The organism is Aquimarina longa SW024 (assembly GCF_001401755.1).
GTDB lineage: Bacteria > Bacteroidota > Bacteroidia > Flavobacteriales > Flavobacteriaceae > Aquimarina > Aquimarina longa.
In genome coordinates, this window is sequence record NZ_KQ474103.1 from 96,676 (window position 1) to 115,573 (window position 18,898).

The window sequence follows — 18,898 nt, forward strand, 5'->3', positions numbered from 1 at the left end:
ATAAATTGTGATACATACATTAAAACTTAAAATTATATGTAATTGTAGGTATTGGAATTGAAAAAACAGAGCTTTGATATGCTTTAATTTCTCCTTCTTCTGTTACAAAAAATACGGAAAACGGATTATTTCTACCTAAAACATTGTATACAGAAATACTCCAAAAACTGTGTGCTTTTTTCTTCTTCTTATGGTTTCCTTCTATATTAAAACCTATATCTAAGCGGTAATAATCTGGGATTCTAAATTCATTACGATCACTATATAACACATATTTTTCTCTCTGTAAGATATAACTTCCAACAGGAAATGTTACAGGTCTCCCTGTTTGATAAACAAAATTAGTAGAAAAACTAAAACGCTTTGTAAATTTATAATTTGCTACTAAACTTATGTCATGTGGTTTATCAAAATTAGATGGAAAATAATCCCCTCCATTTACTCTTTCTTCACTAAATTTACTATCCAATTTAGTAAAAGAACGAGAATAGGTATACCCTAACCAACCATTTAGTTTTCCTTTATTTTTCTTTATTAAAAACTCTACTCCATATGCTTTTCCGAGTCCTTGCAATACTTCTGTTTCAACAGTTTTATTAAGTAGCAACTGAGACCCTACTTTATAATCGAGAATATTTTTTATCTTTTTATAATAGCCTTCAATACTAAGTTCATAGATGTCATCTTTTAGATTTTTAAATACTCCTAATGAATATAAACTAGCTTGCTGAGGTTTTATATTTATATCAGAAACCTTCCATATATCAGTAGGGGATGCTGTTGTATTATTAGTTAATGTATGAATATATTGAAATGAATTATTATAACCAGCTTTAATTGATAAGTCAGATGCAAGTAAATACCTTCCTGATGCTCTTATTTCAGGGCTCTGATATGTTTTAACAACCTCATTAGTATCAAAAGACAATGTCTCTTTTATTGTACTCTCGCTCTTAGGGTTATCATATATTCGTTGTTCTGATTCTCCTAATACTGCATATAATGAATATCTGATTCCAAGATTAAATGATAGCTTTTTACTAATATCAAATTTTCCCTCAACAAATACTGCTGACTCTAAAGCTCTTTCTTTAGGAATAGCCAAACTTTCTGTAATAGATTTAGCTCCTTTTGGCTTTATACTTCCTGGGTGTACTTCATATAACTTACTAGAAAATCCATAATTAAATTTATATTTAGAACTATATAGATAATTCATTTTTAGCTTCAATTCTGTTTCATTAATATCATACCCTAGCTCAAAATCATTGTTTGATTTTCCTTCATACTTAATCCCAAAATTATACTTACTGTTAGTTAGCAATAAACTTCCACTATTTTTATCATTAAATCTATGATTCCATTTTAATGATAGTAATCTATTACTATAGTTAAACAAAGAATCTGAGGTTACACTAAAAACATCACTACTGTAATATCCTGTTGCCTGAATATTATTATCATCATTAATCTTATAGTGATATTTAGCTATAAGATCATAAAATGATGCTTTACTATTTTTTAGTTTTTCTTCATCAAGAGATTTTAAGATCCAATCAGAATATGTACCTCTTCCTCCTATCATTAAAGAAGATTTATTTTTAATAACAGGAATTTCTATAGCTATGTTACCCGTTACTGGTCCTATCGAAGCTTCTCCTGAGAATTTTTCTGTATTCCCATTTTTTGTTTTTAGATTAAAAACAGAAGATAATCGACCTCCATACTCTGCTGGAATACTTCCTTTATATATATTAACACTCCCTACTGCAAACGGGTTTAAAGCTGAAAATATTCCGAAAAAATGCTGAGGATTATAAATAACACCATCATCAAGTAAGGTAAGATTCTGATCAGCTTTACCTCCTCTTACATTATATCCTGATGCTCCTTCTCCACTTGTAGTTATACCTGGTAATGTGGTGGCTACTTTTAATACATCTCTTTCTCCTAAAACTAAAGGAATATTCTTTGATTCTTCTACGTCTATCTCTTCTGTTCCTGTAGTCACTTCTTTTACATTTTTATCTGCATTAGTTTTTATAAGCACTTCTTCTAATGCTTCTAAACTTTCACTTAAATAAAGGTCTAATTGTCCATCATTATATATAATCACTCTTTGTCGAGAATCCTCTACTCCTAGAGAACTTGTTTCTATATAATTTAATCCTACAGGTAACTCTATACTATAAAAACCTTTAGCATTTGTTTCAGCACCTATATTCTTCCCTTTAACGATTAGTGCCACATTAGAAATAGGCTTACCTGTTCTTAAATATTTTACATACCCAGTAAGCGTATAATATTCTTTTCTATCCTTTTTTACTTCTTTTCCTATCCTGTATGTTTTTATTATTATTTTCTTCTTCGATGTTTCATTCCCTAAATAAAATAATGGATTGATTGCAATAGTGCTATCTTTTACAACTTCTTTAGATCGATTAAAAAAATGATCTGGGAGTTTATCATATATAATAGTATTACGTGTTAATACAATTTCTTTTTCTGTTAACACATAATAATTAAGTATTGATCTTTTAAGAAGCTGTTCTACTATTGTCGTTACTAAAACATCAGTGTATGTTCCTGAAATTAACGGAACATCATCTAACCACGCTCTAACATAATAAAAACGAAAACTTGTTATTGCTTCTATCTGATGTAATGCTTCTTCTATAGTAACATTATCAAATGTTATTGTTATTCTTTTTGTATCTTTTTGAGCTGAAACCCAATATACATTGAGAAATAAAATGATGACTAAAAAAACTCTCATTCTTTTTTAATTATTTTTTCTCCATGATTAATGTATCTATCCGTTTTAATAAAGTGGTAAGAAAAGTATCTAAATCAGATTTTTGAATTGATCGACTATCTTTTTTATAATATAAATTTATAGTTTCCTTGTAGTCAGGAAATATGTTGGTTATATCTTTTTGACTTTTAATTCTGTAGTATAGATCGTTATAAAAAAGAATATAGATATGCTTATCAAAAAACTCATAAGACATTTTTTTATTTTCTAAGCGTTGTTTTTTATTCTTTTTATGTTTCTTATAAAGTATAAAAGAAGTATTCTTTACAAGCACCTCATAAAAACCAATATCAGCAACCTCTTCTATCTTTTTGGTATGGATTCTATAAAATTGGTGATTATTAATAGTAAAATTATCTATTTTATTTTTTATGAGTTGTAATACCACTTCTCCAAATCCATCTTGTAATTTTACTAAAACCTCATCTCCATAGACATCATATTTAAGCGATAAATCGAAATAAGATTGTTCATCATATTTAATGGTTCCTTTCATAAAATCATTTGAGATAAAAAACCTATATCTATCATTTTTTACAATATACTCTTCTTCATATAAAACCCCATTATATAAACCCGAGGTATTACTTCCTACTACAGTATCAAACCAATTATAATATGCTGGTATATCATAGGTTGATTGGCTATAAAAAAATATAGGATTTAGCATAAATAAAAAAAGTAGAACAACTAAAACATTGTTTTTTTTCTTCATTGTTTTTATATCAATAATTATAATATAGATAGGTTAAATATAGAAGTTGTAACTAAATCATTAATTATATAGCGTCCTTCTATGAATGTTTATCATGGTATAAATATTTATTTTACTTATATCATGATAAACATGTAAGTGTGTTTTTTTAAGTAGTAGATTAAAAAAGTGCACACTAATTACGTAACTAATGTAACATAAATTTCATGATACAAAAAAATTGGTAGCACATTTATTTTTCACAAAGTCATCTTTTACGCTATTAACATATTATCTAGGTTAATTTTATAGATATTTTATAATAACTCCCTTACACTGTGAATTTGTCACTTTCTTTTTTGTAAATAATAATGAAGTTATTAGACTTTTTTGAGATATTCAGGAACTCTGTTCCATCTTCGCCTTGTTAAATATTAAGCATTCAATATTCTTATTGTGTACAAAACTATAGGTTATATATAATAGAGAGAAGATATTTAAAAAAGTAGGGGATATCTTTACTGGGAATATTTAGATATTATTAAAAAGATTACACCCTACTTAGTTTTATGTACAAATACATAACAAACACTATACAACTGCTTCTTTTTTTTGAGTCTGAAACAGTTTTTCATTTAAAAATCTTAATGTTGGTATTTTATCCTTAGTATCTACCAAAAGAGAAATATTATTATTACTCCCTCCATAAGAAACCATACGTACAGGTATATAATTTAATATTTCGAATAATTTATATGAATTCTTATCATTAATAACAGATTCTCCTACAATACAGATAATACTATGATCTTGTTCTACTGTTATCTCAGCATAAGCCTCTATTTCTTTAATAATTTTATCTAAATTATTTATATTATCAATTGTTAATGATATTGCAATCTCTGATGTTGTAATCATATCTATCGAAGTATTATGATTATCAAATACTTCAAAAATTCTTCTTAGATATCCATGTGCCATTAACATTCGATTGGATTTAATCTTAATAGCGGTAATCCCATCTTTTGCTGAAATCGCTTTTAATCCTTTTTTATATGTTTTATTAGAAATTACAGTTCCAGAAGCTTCTGGATCAAAAGTGTTTTTTAATAATACAGGGATATCTTTACCTACTACAGGAGAAACTGTTTGTGGATGAAGAATTTTAGCTCCAAAATAAGCTAATTCTGCTGCTTCATTGTAGGTAAGGTGTGAAATTGGATGTGTATCATCAACATATCTAGGGTCATTATTATGTAATCCGTCGATGTCTGTCCATATCTGTACTTCTGAGGCATATAATGCTGCCCCAATAATTGTAGCAGTATAATCACTACCTCCCCTTTTTAGATGACTGATTTGTCCTTTTTCATTTTTACATACAAACCCCTGGGTAATATATAATGAAGATTGTTCTTTACTTTTTAATATTGCTTTTAGTTTATTACCAACCTTATCTAGATTAGGGTTTTCAATAACATCTACATGCATAAACTCCTTTGCATCTAATAATACATTAGTGATTCCTACTGAATTTAGAAAACCAGAGAAAATATATGTTAACAATGTTTCTCCGTAAGTAATAATTTTAGAATTTATAATTTCTGAATACTCCTGACTAGATATTTCAAACATTTCTGTAATCATAATAGATACACCATCTTTAAGTGTATTTCTTATCTCTTGGTCTTCTATTAGTGTATCTATAACATCTGTATGTTTACTTTCTAGCTTATGTAGATTTCTAGTAATAGCATCCGTATCATTAAATCTTATATTTTCTACTAGTCGAACTAACTGGTCTGTTACTCCCGACATGGCAGAGCAAACTACAATTTTATCGTCTTGATCAGAAGTCAAAATTTCTCTTACTCTATTAAGATTTTCAACAGATCCTACCGATGTACCTCCAAATTTTAAAACTCTCATCAATCTTGATTTTATTATTTTAACATATTGCATAATTAGTTAATAACCTACAAATAGTAAATATTTTAAAAATAAAAACATAAATTTGCACAGAAAGTTAAATATATAACAATGAAAACAATCACAGATTGTGTGCATAACATACTAAGGCATCAACCGTTTCTAGAAGATGCATTATCTAGAGATATTATAAATTTTAGTTCATTAGCTGTTGATTTATTACCCAAAGTAGAAAGAATTATGAAAAAGCCAGTTAAACCTGGTTCAATTGTAATGGCATTAAGACGCTACTACCCCAGACGAATAAAACATATTGATAATTTAAAAAACCTGGGAGATATTGTAGTAAGATCTGGTATAACAGAATATACATTTTTAAATTCTAATAGTATCCTAAACAGCCAGAGTAATCTTTTAGAAAGTGTAAAAAATGAAGCTAAAGCATATTTTACATATTCTAGCAATTTTCAAGAAAGCAACATATTAGTTACTTCATCTCTTAAACACACTGTAGAAAAACATTTTAAAAATGAAACATGTATTTCTGTTACTGATAATTTATCCTCGATTTCTATCGCACTTCCAGAAGATAATTCTAAAGCAGTCGGTTTATACTTCTATCTTTTTAAATTATTAGCGTATGAAGGCATTCCTGTATTTGAAATTATCTCTACTTCAAATTATTTTACTTTATTCTTAGAAAAAGAATATGTAAACAAAGCTTTTTTGTTAATGAACGAGATAAAAGAAAATTAAGTTTGAACTCGTTTGTATTTTTATATTCAAAAACATAAAAATGCTGCTTATTTACTTGAATAAGCAGCATTTTTATAACTCATATAGTTAAAATATAACTATAATATTTGTGCTGTATGATCTTTTGTTTTTACCTTAAGAATAATCTCTGATATCATTCCTTTTTCATCAATGACAAAAGTAGTTCTATGGATTCCATCATATTCTTTACCCATAAATTTTTTTGGTCCCCATACACCAAAAGCTTCAATTACTTTTTTATCTTCATCTGCTAATAGCGGATAAGGTAATTCATATTTATTTTTAAAATTTTGTTGTCTTTTAGCACTATCAGCACTTACCCCAATAATCTCATATCCCTGATTCTGAAAAGTTTGATAATGATCTCTAAGGTTACAGGCTTCCGCAGTACATCCTGGTGTACTAGCTTTAGGATAGAAAAAAACAACTAATTTTTTTCCTTGATAATCATTTAAAGTAATTGTATTCCCATCTTGATCTAATGCCGAAAAGCTAGGAGCTTTATCTCCTATTTTTAATGTTGTCATTATATATTTAAATTATACATGATTTAGAAGCATACAAAATGAGAAAATATAGTATCTCTCATCACTAAATAAATATAAAACTTCTAACTCCTATTTTTTTTATGATTTAGTTACCATAAATGTAACGTAAATTATGAAATTTCAAAATATTATTTCTTGTAATATATTAAGAAAATATAGATCTATAAAACTCAACATAGATACGTCAGAAGTCTTTGTTTTTTTACCCCCCATTCGTATTAATTATATTTTACGATGCAACCTCATCCATGATTATTAAGAAAACTATTCGCAAATAAATATTTTTAGTTAAACATCATACTAAAATACAGTCCTTTCCATCTTCAAAAATGAGTTATTTTATATTCATATTAGTTTTCATAATATCTGATGTCATTATGTTGATAAGCGATGTATTCATCCTTCTAAAAAACTGTTACAATCAACACATTAAAAATCTGAACGCAGAAAAAAATATTTAATCTAAACATGATAAATATCATAGTTTTTATATAAAAGAACATATAGTTTTGGAAAATATAAAACCAACATATTATGCAAAAATCTTCATCAACACCTAATTTTTTTTGATAATACTATAGTATTTCTCGTCTCATGAACACCTACTTCAAGAGAATCAGAGAAAGATCAGTGTTATCTCGATAAGACCTTGTTCTTCATGGTAAGAAGAAATACTTCTGCCATGAAGAACATTAATCAACAACCTCAAAACCCCTAAACCCCCAAACCCCCAAATAAAATGAACCTACTTAAAATCATGGCATTAGCATGCCTATTTATTTGCTGTACTGCAGCAGATGATGATCAAATTCCTTTAAATCCCAAATTGATATTTATTGATAATCCAGAAAAAACTATCAAAATAGATATTATCTATGTTCTTCCGTCTACTCAAATAAATCAATCTATTTATAATCTTAATGAAATGGATTTGATTAATCATCTTAATGGTAGATTTTTTCACAGATATAACATAGGATTTATATTAGGAGAAACAAGAACTCTTATTAATAAAGAACTTTATGATCTTAGAGATAATCGAGGCTCTGAAGCAAGTGTGTTTTTTATGGAAACAAAAGAATCTTACAAAAAAGACAGAGTAAATATGTACATAATTAAACGAGACCATACAATTGGTATAGCTGGTTTAGGCAGAAATCAAAGAGCGCTGATTACTGATAAATTTTTATACAAAACTACTTGTCCTCATGAAATAGGGCATGCATTAGGTTTATTTCATCATGCAGATGAAAATAATATTATGTGTCAAATCAACTCTCATTCAAGAATCATATTTCTAGATAGTCAAGTAAAAAAAATGAAGGAATCTATTCAAAAAATAAATTCTAGCTATTAATTACATTCATATAAGTTTATAATGCCGTATGGTAATGACGTCATCTTTTACATAGAAGTGATTTAAACTTTTTTAGTTTTCCTTTTTTTGATTTTTTTCAGCGCTATAACAAAGAAAGCTAGGTAGTTAAAACCTTTCCAGCTTTCTGTTGTGGTATCAAATCGATTTAATAGTGATCTGAAGCTATCCATCCAAGCATTGGTGCGTTCTACGGCATAACGTTGGTCATATAAATCTTGGTCAAAGTACTCTTCTCTATCTTGAGTATTTCCGTTTCGCTTGTTAAAACATACATTGGCATTAATCTCTTTTTTATCACAAGCTTGTCTAAAATTTTTTGAATCAAATCCAGCATCAGCGTTTAAAAACATCCCCTGAACTGAGATATCTGCTTGTTCGAGTGTGGCTGTAACCACTTCAAACTGTACTTCAATATCATGAAGGTCATTATGATTACCAGATACGGGTTCGCTCATGGCAAGGGGCAAACCCTGTCTATCAGTCAGATAGAGAGCATTGGTAGTCTTCCGTTTCTTTCTAGCTTGATATTCTACCTGATCACCACCTCTTAAAGCTGGCGTATGACTCCCGTCTAAATCAACACTAGAAAGGTCTAACTCTTTTTTATGAGCCTTAAGGAATGTAATCCAGCTATGCTTTAATATATCTGATAAACACCACTTTCTATAATGGTAGTAGACCGCATTCCAAGTAATGGCTTGATGTTCAAATAATGCTTTGACCGGAAGTTGATACCATTGAACCCCAGTCTTGAGCTTATAAAGTATCGCATTAATGATTTCAACAAGCGGAACCGTCGGTGGAAAACCTCGTTGTGTTTTTGGTAAAAGTGGAACTATTTCCATTTCTATTGTATCTTTGTCTAGTACAGTGTACATAATGGGTTGTTTTCAAATATTTTACGTGTAGTAACGCAAATATCGACAACCCTTTTTTATTTCTTATAAAAAGTTTAAATCACTTCATAATAAAGAACGGAGTCAACATACGGCATTTTGAATTTAAAATGGTTTACAAAAAGGAATTCTTATTTTAATATATCTTTGACAAGAAGAAGTTTTATAAATTTGCTTCATAAGCATCACCTTTACATGCTTTCTTATAAAAAGAATAATAAAACCTTATATTTTGAGGGAGATGTAAGTAAGTTTATAATTTATTAGTATGAAAAAAATTACCCTTTTTACCTGTATTTTTCTTACAGTTTTCAGCACTTTTGGACAAAACAAAATTAAGGTTGATTCACTTTTACAAATATTGAAAACCAAAACTAAAAAAAAAGAGAAGGTTGACATTTACATTCTATTAGCTAAACAATATTCCAATTCTGATCATATAAAAACTTCATATTATGCTAATCAGGCTGTTGATTTATCAAAGCAGATTGAGCATATAGAAGGAATTTCTGATGCTTATTACACAATGGCTAAGGCAATTATAAGAATTAAAGATTATACTGAAGCAACCAAAATATTTCAAAATATGCTGAAGGTATCTCAAAAAGAAAAATATGTTAAGGGTGAAGCAAATGCCTATAATGGACTGGGAATCATAGCATACAAACAAAATACTCCTACCCAAGCTTTAGAATATTACTTTAAAGCTTTAAAACTAAAAGAAAAATTAGGAGATGAAAAAGGAGTGGCTAGTATTTTTTACAATATTGGAATCGTATATAATAATCAAAACAATTACTCTTTAGCATTTAAATATTATACTAAGTCTTTAAAGCTAAAGGAAAAATTGAATAATAAAAAAGGTATCGCTAATTGTTACATTAGCATTGGACATGTTGCTAATGATCAAAATAATTACCCTCTCGCATTAGAATACTATTTTAAAGCTTTGAAAGTCGCTACAGAAATTGATCAACAAAAAGTAATAGCCATTTGTAATAATAATATTGGGATCACTTATAATAAACAGGCTAAGTATACACTGGCATTAAAACACTTAAACAAATCACTAGTTATCAAAAAAAAACTAGGAAATAAAAAAGATATCATTTCTGCCTATAATAATATTGGAAATATTCATTCTAAACAAGGTAATTATACTAAATCACTAAAGTATTATTCCGAAGCTTTAAAAATTGCAAAAAAATATGATCATAAATACATATTAACATCAACTCATAATAATATTGGAAATACTTACAGGGAACAAGCCAATTATGAAGAGGCATTAAAGCACCTCTTTAAGTCATTAAAGATCAAAGAAGAGATCGGTGATAAAAAGAAAACAATTTCTAATTACAATAATATTGGAGGTGTTTATTATGAACAAGGTAATTATATTGAATCTTTAAAATATAGTTTCAAAGCATTAAAAATTGCAGAAGAGTATAATGATAAGCATGGAATAGCTTCTAGTAATAATAATCTTGGGAGTATTTATGAGAAACTCTACAATTACCCTTTATCTTTGAAATATTTTTATGAATCTTTAAAAATTGCCAAAGAACTGGATGATGAACATCAAATTTCTTTAGTTTATAATAATATTGGAGAAATATACTTCTATCAAAAAAAGTTTGACAAGGCTATTAATTATTATTTCAAGTCACTAAAAATTGCAGAAGAGCTAAATAATAAATATTTGATCGCTATAAATTTTAATGATCTAGGTACAGTACATCAGAATAAAAACAATTATTCTAAAGCATTATATTATTTACAAAAAGGTTTAAAACTCAATCAAGAGATTGGTGATAAAGTAAACTCTATAGAAGTTTTAATTCAATTAGGTATAATTAATTGGAATTTAAATAATTATATACAATCCGAAAAGTACCTTATCAAAAGTATTTATCTTTCTCAAGATATAAATTATCCAACAGGAATAAGAGATGCTTCAAAAACTCTTGTTAAAGTCCAAAAAGCTATGAATAATCATAAAGCAGCGTTAGCTTCTTATGAACTATATCATGCTACATATGATTCTTTACTTGGTAAAGAAAAATCTAAACAATTATCCCAGCTACAGGTGCAATATGAAACCGAAAAAAAAGAGCAGGAAATCAAGAATTTGGCACAACAAGCCTCTATCCAATCCTTAGAACTAAAACAAGCTAATTTTAATAAAACTATTTTTGCAATCGTGAGTATAGCTTTACTACTTGTCGGATTGGTACTCTATTTAGTAAATAGGCAAAAACGATTAGCATTACAACAAAGAGCACAGGATATAGAACAAAATTTATTACGTGTACAGATGAATCCGCATTTTATCTTTAATGCCATGACCTCTATACAAGATTATATGAATCAAGGAGATGCAAAAAAGGCAAGTTTGTATTTGGTAAAATTTTCTAAATTAATCAGGCAAGTATTAGACAATTCTAGAAGTGAGTTTATTAGTCTGGATCAGGAAATCAATATGCTAGATAATTACCTAAGTATCCAAAACCTAAAACGTGATCATCCTTTTACTTTTACTATCGAAGTAGAAGAAGGTTTAGATACTGATGAGATTGCCATCCCTCCTATGTTTGCGCAACCCTTTATAGAAAATGCTATAGAACATGGTGTAAAAACTATAAAAGAAGGAGCAACTATTACTATTCATTTTTCTATGAAAAAAGACCATCTGGTCTTGAAGATATTGGATAATGGATATGGGATAGAAGAAACCATGAAAATTAAGCGTAATGATCATGTGTCTCATGCCATAAAAATAACAGAAGAACGAATAGATCTCTATCGTAAAATGCAAAAGAAAAGAATTGGATTTAATATACAAAACCTTTCTCAAGGAACACAAGTAATGTTTAATTTACCAATTCAATACATATAAATGAAAGTAGTTCTTATAGAAGATAACCCCGCAGCAAGAAGAAGTTTTTTAGAATTACTTAATGAATACTATCCTAATGTACATTTTATAGGTGAAGCTACAAATGTAGAAGAAGGAATAGCATTAATTACTATCAATCAACCAGATCTTGTTTTTCTAGACATTGAGATGCCAGATGGTACCGGATTCGATTTATTACGAAAATTTCCAAAAATCAATTTTCAAGTAATATTTGTTTCTTCTCATGAAAAATACGCATTAAGAGCTATAAAATTTAGTGCTTTAGACTATCTACTGAAACCCATTGATCCAGAAGAATTAATAGAAGCTATCGAAAAAGCAAAATCTGAATTTGAACATCATAAAACTCAGCAAAGAGTACAAACGCTTATAAATAATATTAATAGTCAATCAAAAGAACCAACGCAGTTAGTACTAAAAGATAAATATGGTATTCAGATTGTAGCTGTTAAAGATATCATACACCTAGAAGCTAATGGTAGTTACACTATTTTTTTTATCAATAAGCAAGATAGTTTGTTAGTCTCCAAAGGTCTTAAAGATTATGAAAATATACTTTCTTCCCAACAATTTTTTAGATGTCACCAATCTCACTTAATAAATTTGGATTATTTATTGAGGTATGATAAAAGAGATGGGGATTACCTTATATTAAAGGACAAAAGTAAAATCCCATTAGCTACCAGAAAAAAAGAAATTTTGCTTAAGCTAATAAATGACCTCAATTGATACCTCTATATTTAATAAAAAATCAACCTTTTTATGAAAATCGTTTGGTTACATCATAGAAATCGAATTGACTTGATTTTCTTACATAGAATTCAGGGTAATATATTATCTTTTTAACCTCATAATAACTAATAATTTCTTCATAATCATTATAATCCATGCATCTGCATTATTTTTGAAATATGGAGTCTTAGGTTACTGATTTTATTTTTAATTTTAATGCAAAATTATTTTACAATATGACTAAACAGGAAAAGGTAGATTTTACTATTAAGACACTTCAGGAATTATACCCAAAAATTCCAATTCCATTAGATCATAAAGACCCTTACACTCTTTTGATTGCCGTATTAATGAGCGCACAAAGTACAGATGTAAGAGTAAACAAAATCACACCACTCCTATTTGAAAGAGCAGACAATCCGTATGCAATGATTCGATTATCAGTAGAAGAAATTCGAGAGATTATAAAGCCTGTAGGCTTAAGTCCTATGAAAGCAAAAGGTATTTATGGATTATCACACATATTGATTGATAAGCATAATGGAGAAGTTCCTCAAAGTTTTGAAGCCCTAGAAGAATTACCTGCTGTAGGTCATAAAACTGCTGGTGTAGTACTATCTCAAGCATTTGGTATACCTGCATTTCCTGTAGACACACATATTCATAGATTGATGTATAGATGGGGACTTACAAATGGTAAAAACGTTGCCCAAACTGAAAAAGATGCTAAAAGATTGTTTCCAAAAGAATTATGGAATGATTTACATCTTCAAATTATATGGTATGGGAGAGAATATTCTCCTGCTAGAGGTTGGAGTCTTGATAAAGACATCATCACTAAAACTATTGGAAGAAAATCTGTTTTAGCTGAGTATCAAAAAAATAAAAAGCCTATTAAGAAATAGGCTTTTTATTTAAATAATTTAATTTAAAATCGTTTCAAATTTAAAGTTATTATATTCTATAACTTGTAACGATTTTGAATAATTAAGAAGAAAATCTATTGTTCTTCTACTAGGTGTTAAATGTTTTTCTTCTCTTTCAGAAGGCTTAAAGTAAAATTTTGCCATATTAGTAATCTTATAAGTTTAAAAAGTTATTATAAGATTATAACGGTGTTATTATTACTTTATTACACAAGTAAGTTATTAATTTGTTAAAACTATATTGTTTTTTTCTATTACTTTTCTCAAATTGATCAATGCATATCGCATTCTACCAAGAGCAGTATTAATACTAACACCTGTTTTATCAGATATCTCCTTAAAACTCATATCTTTATACATTCTCATTACTAAGACCTCTTTTTGATCTTCTGGTAATTCCTGAATTAAATTACGTAAGTCTTCTTCTACTTGATCTTTTATTAATCTTTTTTCTGCATTTAAATTTCCATCACTAATCACTGAAAAAATACTAAACTCACCATTATCTTCAAACTTCGGCATACGGTTTCCTTTTCTAAAGTGATCAATCACTAAATTATGAGAAATACGCATAACCCAAGGAAGAAATTTTCCTTCTTCGTTATATTTTCCATTTTTTAATGTCCGTATTACTTTAATAAAAGTATCCTGAAAAATATCTTCAGAAATATCTCTATCAAATACTTTGGAATATATAAAACTATAAATACGTTGTTTATGACGTTCAATTAGAACAGAAAGAGCGCATTCGTCTCCTTTGATGTAATTATTAACCAGAACTGCGTCTGACAGACTATAATCTTTCATACCTTGACTCTATTTTAATACAAACAAGCTTGGGGCTCGTGCTACGTTAAACTTAAAAAGTAAAGGTGTTTTATAGGCTATTAGATTTTGGTTTTTATGTACTATTTTGACTGCTAATATAATAACTCTCATCCAATATCAAACTATTTCTTGTTAATTTTTTTAACTCAACTTTCAATATGTATAGGCTAGAATACTTGTTTACTAATCCTTATATTTGCGATCATACCGCATAATTACTATGATTCAAGACATTACAACCTTTGATCCCAAAGAGAATATAATTATAAAAGGAGCTAAGCTTCATAATCTAAAAAATTTAGATGCTGTAATCCCTAGAAATAAGTTAGTAGTCATCACAGGACTATCCGGTTCTGGAAAATCTAGCTTAGCTTTTGATACTCTATATGCAGAGGGGCAACGTAGATATGTAGAAAGCCTTTCATCCTATGCAAGACAATTTCTGGGACGTCTTAATAAACCAAAAGTAGATTATATTAAAGGTATTGCACCAGCGATTGCCATAGAACAAAAAGTTAATTCTACTAATCCTAGATCTACTGTTGGTACTACAACAGAAATCTATGATTATCTAAAGTTATTTTTTGCAAGAATAGGCAAAACCTACTCCCCTATTTCGGGTAATCAGGTAAAAAAAGATAACGTTACAGATGTAACTGAGTATGTAAAATCTTTTGAGAATGGAGAAAAATTATTATTACTCGCTCCAATTCATATCGAAAAAGGTCGCACACTCGAAGGAAAGCTAAAGGTATTACAGCAACAAGGATATGCTCGAATAAAATGTAATGGTAAGGTATCCAGAATAGAAGAAGTAACTATAAATGAAAATGATGATTTTTATTTAGTTATAGACCGTATTATTAAAAGAGATGAGGACGACTTCTATAATCGTTTAGCTGATGCTATCGATTCTGCTTTTTTTGAAGGTAAAGGCACCTGTTATATCGAAGCATTAAATAATGGAACCCAACGACAGTTTAGTAATAAGTTTGAACTAGATGGACTATCATTTCTAGAACCAAATGTTCACTTATTTAGCTTTAACAATCCCTATGGGGCATGTTCAAAATGTGAAGGATATGGCGATATTATTGGCATAGATGATGATCTTGTCATCCCTAATACCGCATTAAGTATTTATGAAGGAGCTGTTTTCCCCTGGAAAGGTGATAGTATGAGTTGGTATAAAGATCAATTAATTAACAGTGCATATAAATTTGATTTCCCTATTCATAAACCATATTTTGAGTTATCCGATGAAAACAAAAAACTTCTTTGGGAAGGAAATGAATATTTTGAAGGTATTACTAGTTTCTTCGAAGAATTAGAAGCTAAAGCTTATAAAATTCAGAATCGCGTAATGCTTTCTCGTTATCGCGGAAAAACAAAATGTACTAGTTGTAACGGAAAACGTTTACGCCAAGAAGCTAATTATGTAAAGATTGAAGGAGCAACATTAACGGATCTAGTAGAAAAACCACTTAATGAATTAGCGGATTTCTTTAAAAATCTTACATTAAATGAATACGATTCTAGAATAGCTAAACGTCTCCTTAAAGAAATCAACAGTCGATTAGAATTTTTACAAAATGTAGGATTAGAATATCTAACACTTAATCGCAAATCAAATACTTTATCAGGAGGTGAGTCACAACGTATTAATCTCGCTACTTCATTAGGAAGCAGTCTAGTTGGTTCTATGTACATCTTAGATGAACCTAGTATAGGATTACACCCAAAAGATACAGAAAAATTAATTAAAGTGCTACAATCACTTCGAGATCTGGGTAATACAGTTATCGTTGTAGAACATGATGAGGATATCATGAAAGCTGCTGATGAAATTATTGATATTGGTCCTGAAGCAGGTACTTATGGAGGTCATGTAGTTGCTACAGGTACTTTTAATGAAATTCTAAAAGCAGACTCTCTTACTGCAAAATACTTAAATGAGACCTTTAAAATCGAAATTCCTGATACCCGAAGGTCTTCTAACTATTATATCGAAATTATTGGCGCTCGTGAAAACAATTTAAAAAATATTAATGTAAAAATTCCTCTCGGTATATTCACTGCTATCACAGGAGTGTCTGGTAGCGGAAAAAGTACATTAGTAAAAAAAATAATCTACCCTTCTATACTAAAACAATTAGGGGGCTATGGAGAAAAAGCAGGGCAGTTTACAGAATTAAAAGGTAATTATAGTAATATAAAACATGCAGAATTTGTAGATCAAAATCCAATTGGAAGATCATCTCGATCTAACCCTGTTACCTATATCAAAGCGTATGATGATATCCGAAATTTATTTGCTGCTCAAAAATTATCTAATATCCGTAATTATAAAGCAAAACATTTTTCATTTAATGTAGATGGTGGTCGATGTGAAACATGTAAAGGAGAAGGAGAAGTAACCATAGAGATGCAATTTATGGCGGATGTACACCTAGAATGCGAAACTTGTAGAGGAAAACGTTTTAAAAAAGATGTTCTCGAAGTAACGTTTCATGAAAAAAATATTCATGATATCCTATCTATGACTATTGATACTGCAATTGATTTCTTCTCTGACCATAATCAGACTAAAATTCAGAGAAAATTACAACCATTACAAGACGTAGGTCTTGGATATGTACAATTAGGACAAAGTTCTTCTACTTTATCTGGTGGAGAAGCCCAACGAATAAAACTTGCTTCTTTTTTAGTAAAAGGTACAACTAAAGATAAAGCACTATTCATTTTTGATGAACCTACTACAGGTCTTCATTTTCATGATATTAAAAAACTATTAAAATCTTTTAATGAACTGATTTCTAAAGGACACTCTATCTTGGTTATAGAACATAATCTAGATCTTATTAAATGCGCAGATCATATCATTGACTTAGGGCTTGAAGGCGGTAAAAATGGAGGAAATCTTATTGCTGAAGGCACTCCAGAAGAAGTTATAAAAATAAAAAAGTCGTATACAGGAAAATACCTGAAAGAAAAATTGTAATACCCTGTTCTGATATAAACTGAATTAAACAACTATTAATTCAAACAAAAAAAGAAAATATAAAGAGATGATTTCTTTGAGATAAGTAATACAATATTCAATTCATTATATATATTATTAAATTGGAAGTTCCAATCTATGTAACTATGATTGGAACTATCCACTTAACAGTTTTTATAATAATTCAGAAAACTATTATAATAGAATATTAATTTATCGTTTTTTTAATATTAGGTTAAGTAAGAAAAGAATAACTATTGCTCCAAGAGCACCTGTAAGTATAGATCCAATCCATCCTGATCCAAGATTAATACCAAATTTTCCTAAAAGCCAGTATCCTAAAAAACTTCCTACAATACCAACTATAATATTTCCAATAATCCCAAGGCTACTTCCTTTGTATATAGTGCTACCTAACCAACCAGCTACTGCTCCGATAATAATTGTTACAATAAGTCCCATTTTTTTAAATTTTTAAATAATTAATATATTCATTTCTAAATTTCATTAACAATAACCTATAATTATAAGTTGGTCATTGAAAACAGAATACTGAAAGTACATATCTTAAGGTATGATACCAAATATATTGATTTATTTTTTTGCTTTTTTCATATTCAAACTAAAAACCAATTATAACTATGCACTATTTTATTTACAATAATTTCATATAAAATTGATGCAAGAAACTAACGCAAATAATTTTTATTCATCCCATAAATGTAATGTAATCATTTTGTTTTCGGCTAACATGTTTCAATTATAAAAACAAAACAATGTCACTCACCGAAGATTTAAAAGCTCGTTCAGAAATATCCGCAAAAAAATATTCTGATAGTATCCATACTATAATGAATAAAGGAATACAAACTATAAGAGATTCTAATCTAATCTCAAAAGCGTTAAAAACTGGAGATCAAATTCCTGAAATTATACTCCCTAATGCTGCACAAATAAATATTTCAGTTCAAGAACAGTTACTAACTAAAAAAGTAATATTATCCTTTTATCGTGGTGGATGGTGCCCTTATTGTAATCTAGAGTTAAATGCCCTACAAAAAGCACTCCCTGAGTTTGAAAAAAACGGAGCTACTCTAATTGCTATAAGTCCAGAAATTCCTGATAATTCACTAACACTTTCAGAAAAAAACAACTTAAGCTTTGAAATCCTTTCGGATCTAAATAATAAAATTGCAAAAGAATTTAATCTTGCATTTACTTTATCTCAGGATCTTATAGAAGTTTACAAAGGCTTTAAAATTGATTTAGAAAAAAGTAATGGTAATCCTAATCAACAACTTCCTATATCAGCAACTTACATAATCAATCAGAATGGAACTATCATATATGATTTTATAAAAGAAGATTATAAAGAAAGAGCCGATCCAAAAGAACTGATTAAAGTTCTAAAAAACAAATAGTTAATACTATATTTTTATAATTCTATTTTTTTT

Annotated in this window: 13 protein-coding genes and 1 pseudogene; 7 read left to right on the forward strand and 7 right to left on the reverse strand. The window is 28.7% G+C overall.

Annotated elements, in window-relative coordinates; genetic code table 11:
- Positions 1-19: 19 nt before the first annotated feature.
- The 3 genes from N456_RS18215 to N456_RS18225 all read right to left on the reverse strand — a co-directional run bounded on the left by N456_RS18215 (position 20) and on the right by N456_RS18225 (position 5,438).
- Positions 20-2,776 (reverse strand): TonB-dependent receptor, encoded by a 2,757-nt coding sequence (locus N456_RS18215; RefSeq protein WP_062060268.1) that lies wholly within the window; start codon positions 2,774-2,776, stop codon positions 20-22.
- A 10-nt stretch (positions 2,777-2,786) separates the two neighbouring features.
- On the reverse strand, positions 2,787-3,530 hold the full coding sequence (locus N456_RS18220; RefSeq protein WP_062060270.1) for a hypothetical protein: 744 nt from the start codon (positions 3,528-3,530) through the stop codon (positions 2,787-2,789).
- A gap of 570 nt (positions 3,531-4,100) precedes the next feature.
- Complete coding sequence (locus N456_RS18225) at positions 4,101-5,438, reverse strand: aspartate kinase (protein ID WP_062060608.1); 1,338 nt, start codon at positions 5,436-5,438, stop codon at positions 4,101-4,103.
- A 111-nt stretch (positions 5,439-5,549) separates the two neighbouring features.
- Between N456_RS18225 and N456_RS18230 the strand changes: the two genes are divergently transcribed.
- Positions 5,550-6,194: a hypothetical protein gene (locus N456_RS18230; protein WP_062060272.1), complete on the forward strand. Its 645-nt coding sequence runs from the start codon at positions 5,550-5,552 to the stop codon at positions 6,192-6,194.
- A 98-nt stretch (positions 6,195-6,292) separates the two neighbouring features.
- Here the strand turns inward: N456_RS18230 and bcp are convergent, their stop codons facing one another.
- Positions 6,293-6,742, reverse strand: a complete 450-nt coding sequence (bcp, locus tag N456_RS18235; RefSeq protein ID WP_062060274.1) for a thioredoxin-dependent thiol peroxidase — start codon at positions 6,740-6,742, stop codon at positions 6,293-6,295.
- Between the two features lie 760 nt (positions 6,743-7,502).
- Here bcp and N456_RS18240 point away from each other — a divergent pair.
- A complete protein-coding gene (locus N456_RS18240; RefSeq protein ID WP_148639375.1) occupies positions 7,503-8,120 on the forward strand; it encodes a matrixin family metalloprotease in 618 nt (205 codons plus the stop codon).
- Positions 8,121-8,182: 62 nt separating this feature from the next.
- Here the strand turns inward: N456_RS18240 and N456_RS18245 are convergent.
- A pseudogene (locus tag N456_RS18245) lies at positions 8,183-9,060 on the reverse strand (IS5 family transposase).
- A 245-nt stretch (positions 9,061-9,305) separates the two neighbouring features.
- On the opposite strand from N456_RS18245, the gene N456_RS18250 reads away from it, so the two are divergent.
- From N456_RS18250 to N456_RS18260, 3 genes are all read left to right on the forward strand, one after another.
- Complete coding sequence (locus tag N456_RS18250) at positions 9,306-11,936, forward strand: tetratricopeptide repeat-containing sensor histidine kinase (RefSeq protein ID WP_062060278.1); 2,631 nt, start codon at positions 9,306-9,308, stop codon at positions 11,934-11,936.
- Complete coding sequence (locus tag N456_RS18255) at positions 11,937-12,686, forward strand: LytR/AlgR family response regulator transcription factor (protein WP_062060280.1); 750 nt, start codon at positions 11,937-11,939, stop codon at positions 12,684-12,686.
- 239 nt (positions 12,687-12,925) lie between these two features.
- Positions 12,926-13,594: an endonuclease III domain-containing protein gene (locus N456_RS18260; RefSeq protein WP_062060282.1), complete on the forward strand. Its 669-nt coding sequence runs from the start codon at positions 12,926-12,928 to the stop codon at positions 13,592-13,594.
- 243 nt (positions 13,595-13,837) lie between these two features.
- Here the strand turns inward: N456_RS18260 and N456_RS18265 are convergent, their stop codons facing one another.
- Positions 13,838-14,422 (reverse strand): RNA polymerase sigma factor, encoded by a 585-nt coding sequence (locus tag N456_RS18265; RefSeq protein WP_062060284.1) that lies wholly within the window; start codon positions 14,420-14,422, stop codon positions 13,838-13,840.
- Positions 14,423-14,663: 241 nt separating this feature from the next.
- Here N456_RS18265 and uvrA point away from each other — a divergent pair, with 241 nt between their 5' ends.
- Positions 14,664-17,444, forward strand: coding sequence for an excinuclease ABC subunit UvrA (gene uvrA / locus N456_RS18270; RefSeq protein ID WP_062060286.1), 2,781 nt, complete (start codon positions 14,664-14,666; stop codon positions 17,442-17,444).
- 213 nt (positions 17,445-17,657) lie between these two features.
- On the opposite strand, the gene N456_RS18275 is transcribed toward uvrA, so the two are convergent.
- Complete coding sequence (locus tag N456_RS18275; protein WP_062060287.1) at positions 17,658-17,906, reverse strand: GlsB/YeaQ/YmgE family stress response membrane protein; 249 nt, start codon at positions 17,904-17,906, stop codon at positions 17,658-17,660.
- A gap of 314 nt (positions 17,907-18,220) precedes the next feature.
- Here N456_RS18275 and N456_RS18280 point away from each other — a divergent pair, with 314 nt between their 5' ends.
- Positions 18,221-18,865 (forward strand): peroxiredoxin-like family protein, encoded by a 645-nt coding sequence (locus N456_RS18280; protein ID WP_062060289.1) that lies wholly within the window; start codon positions 18,221-18,223, stop codon positions 18,863-18,865.
- Positions 18,866-18,898: the final 33 nt, after the last annotated feature.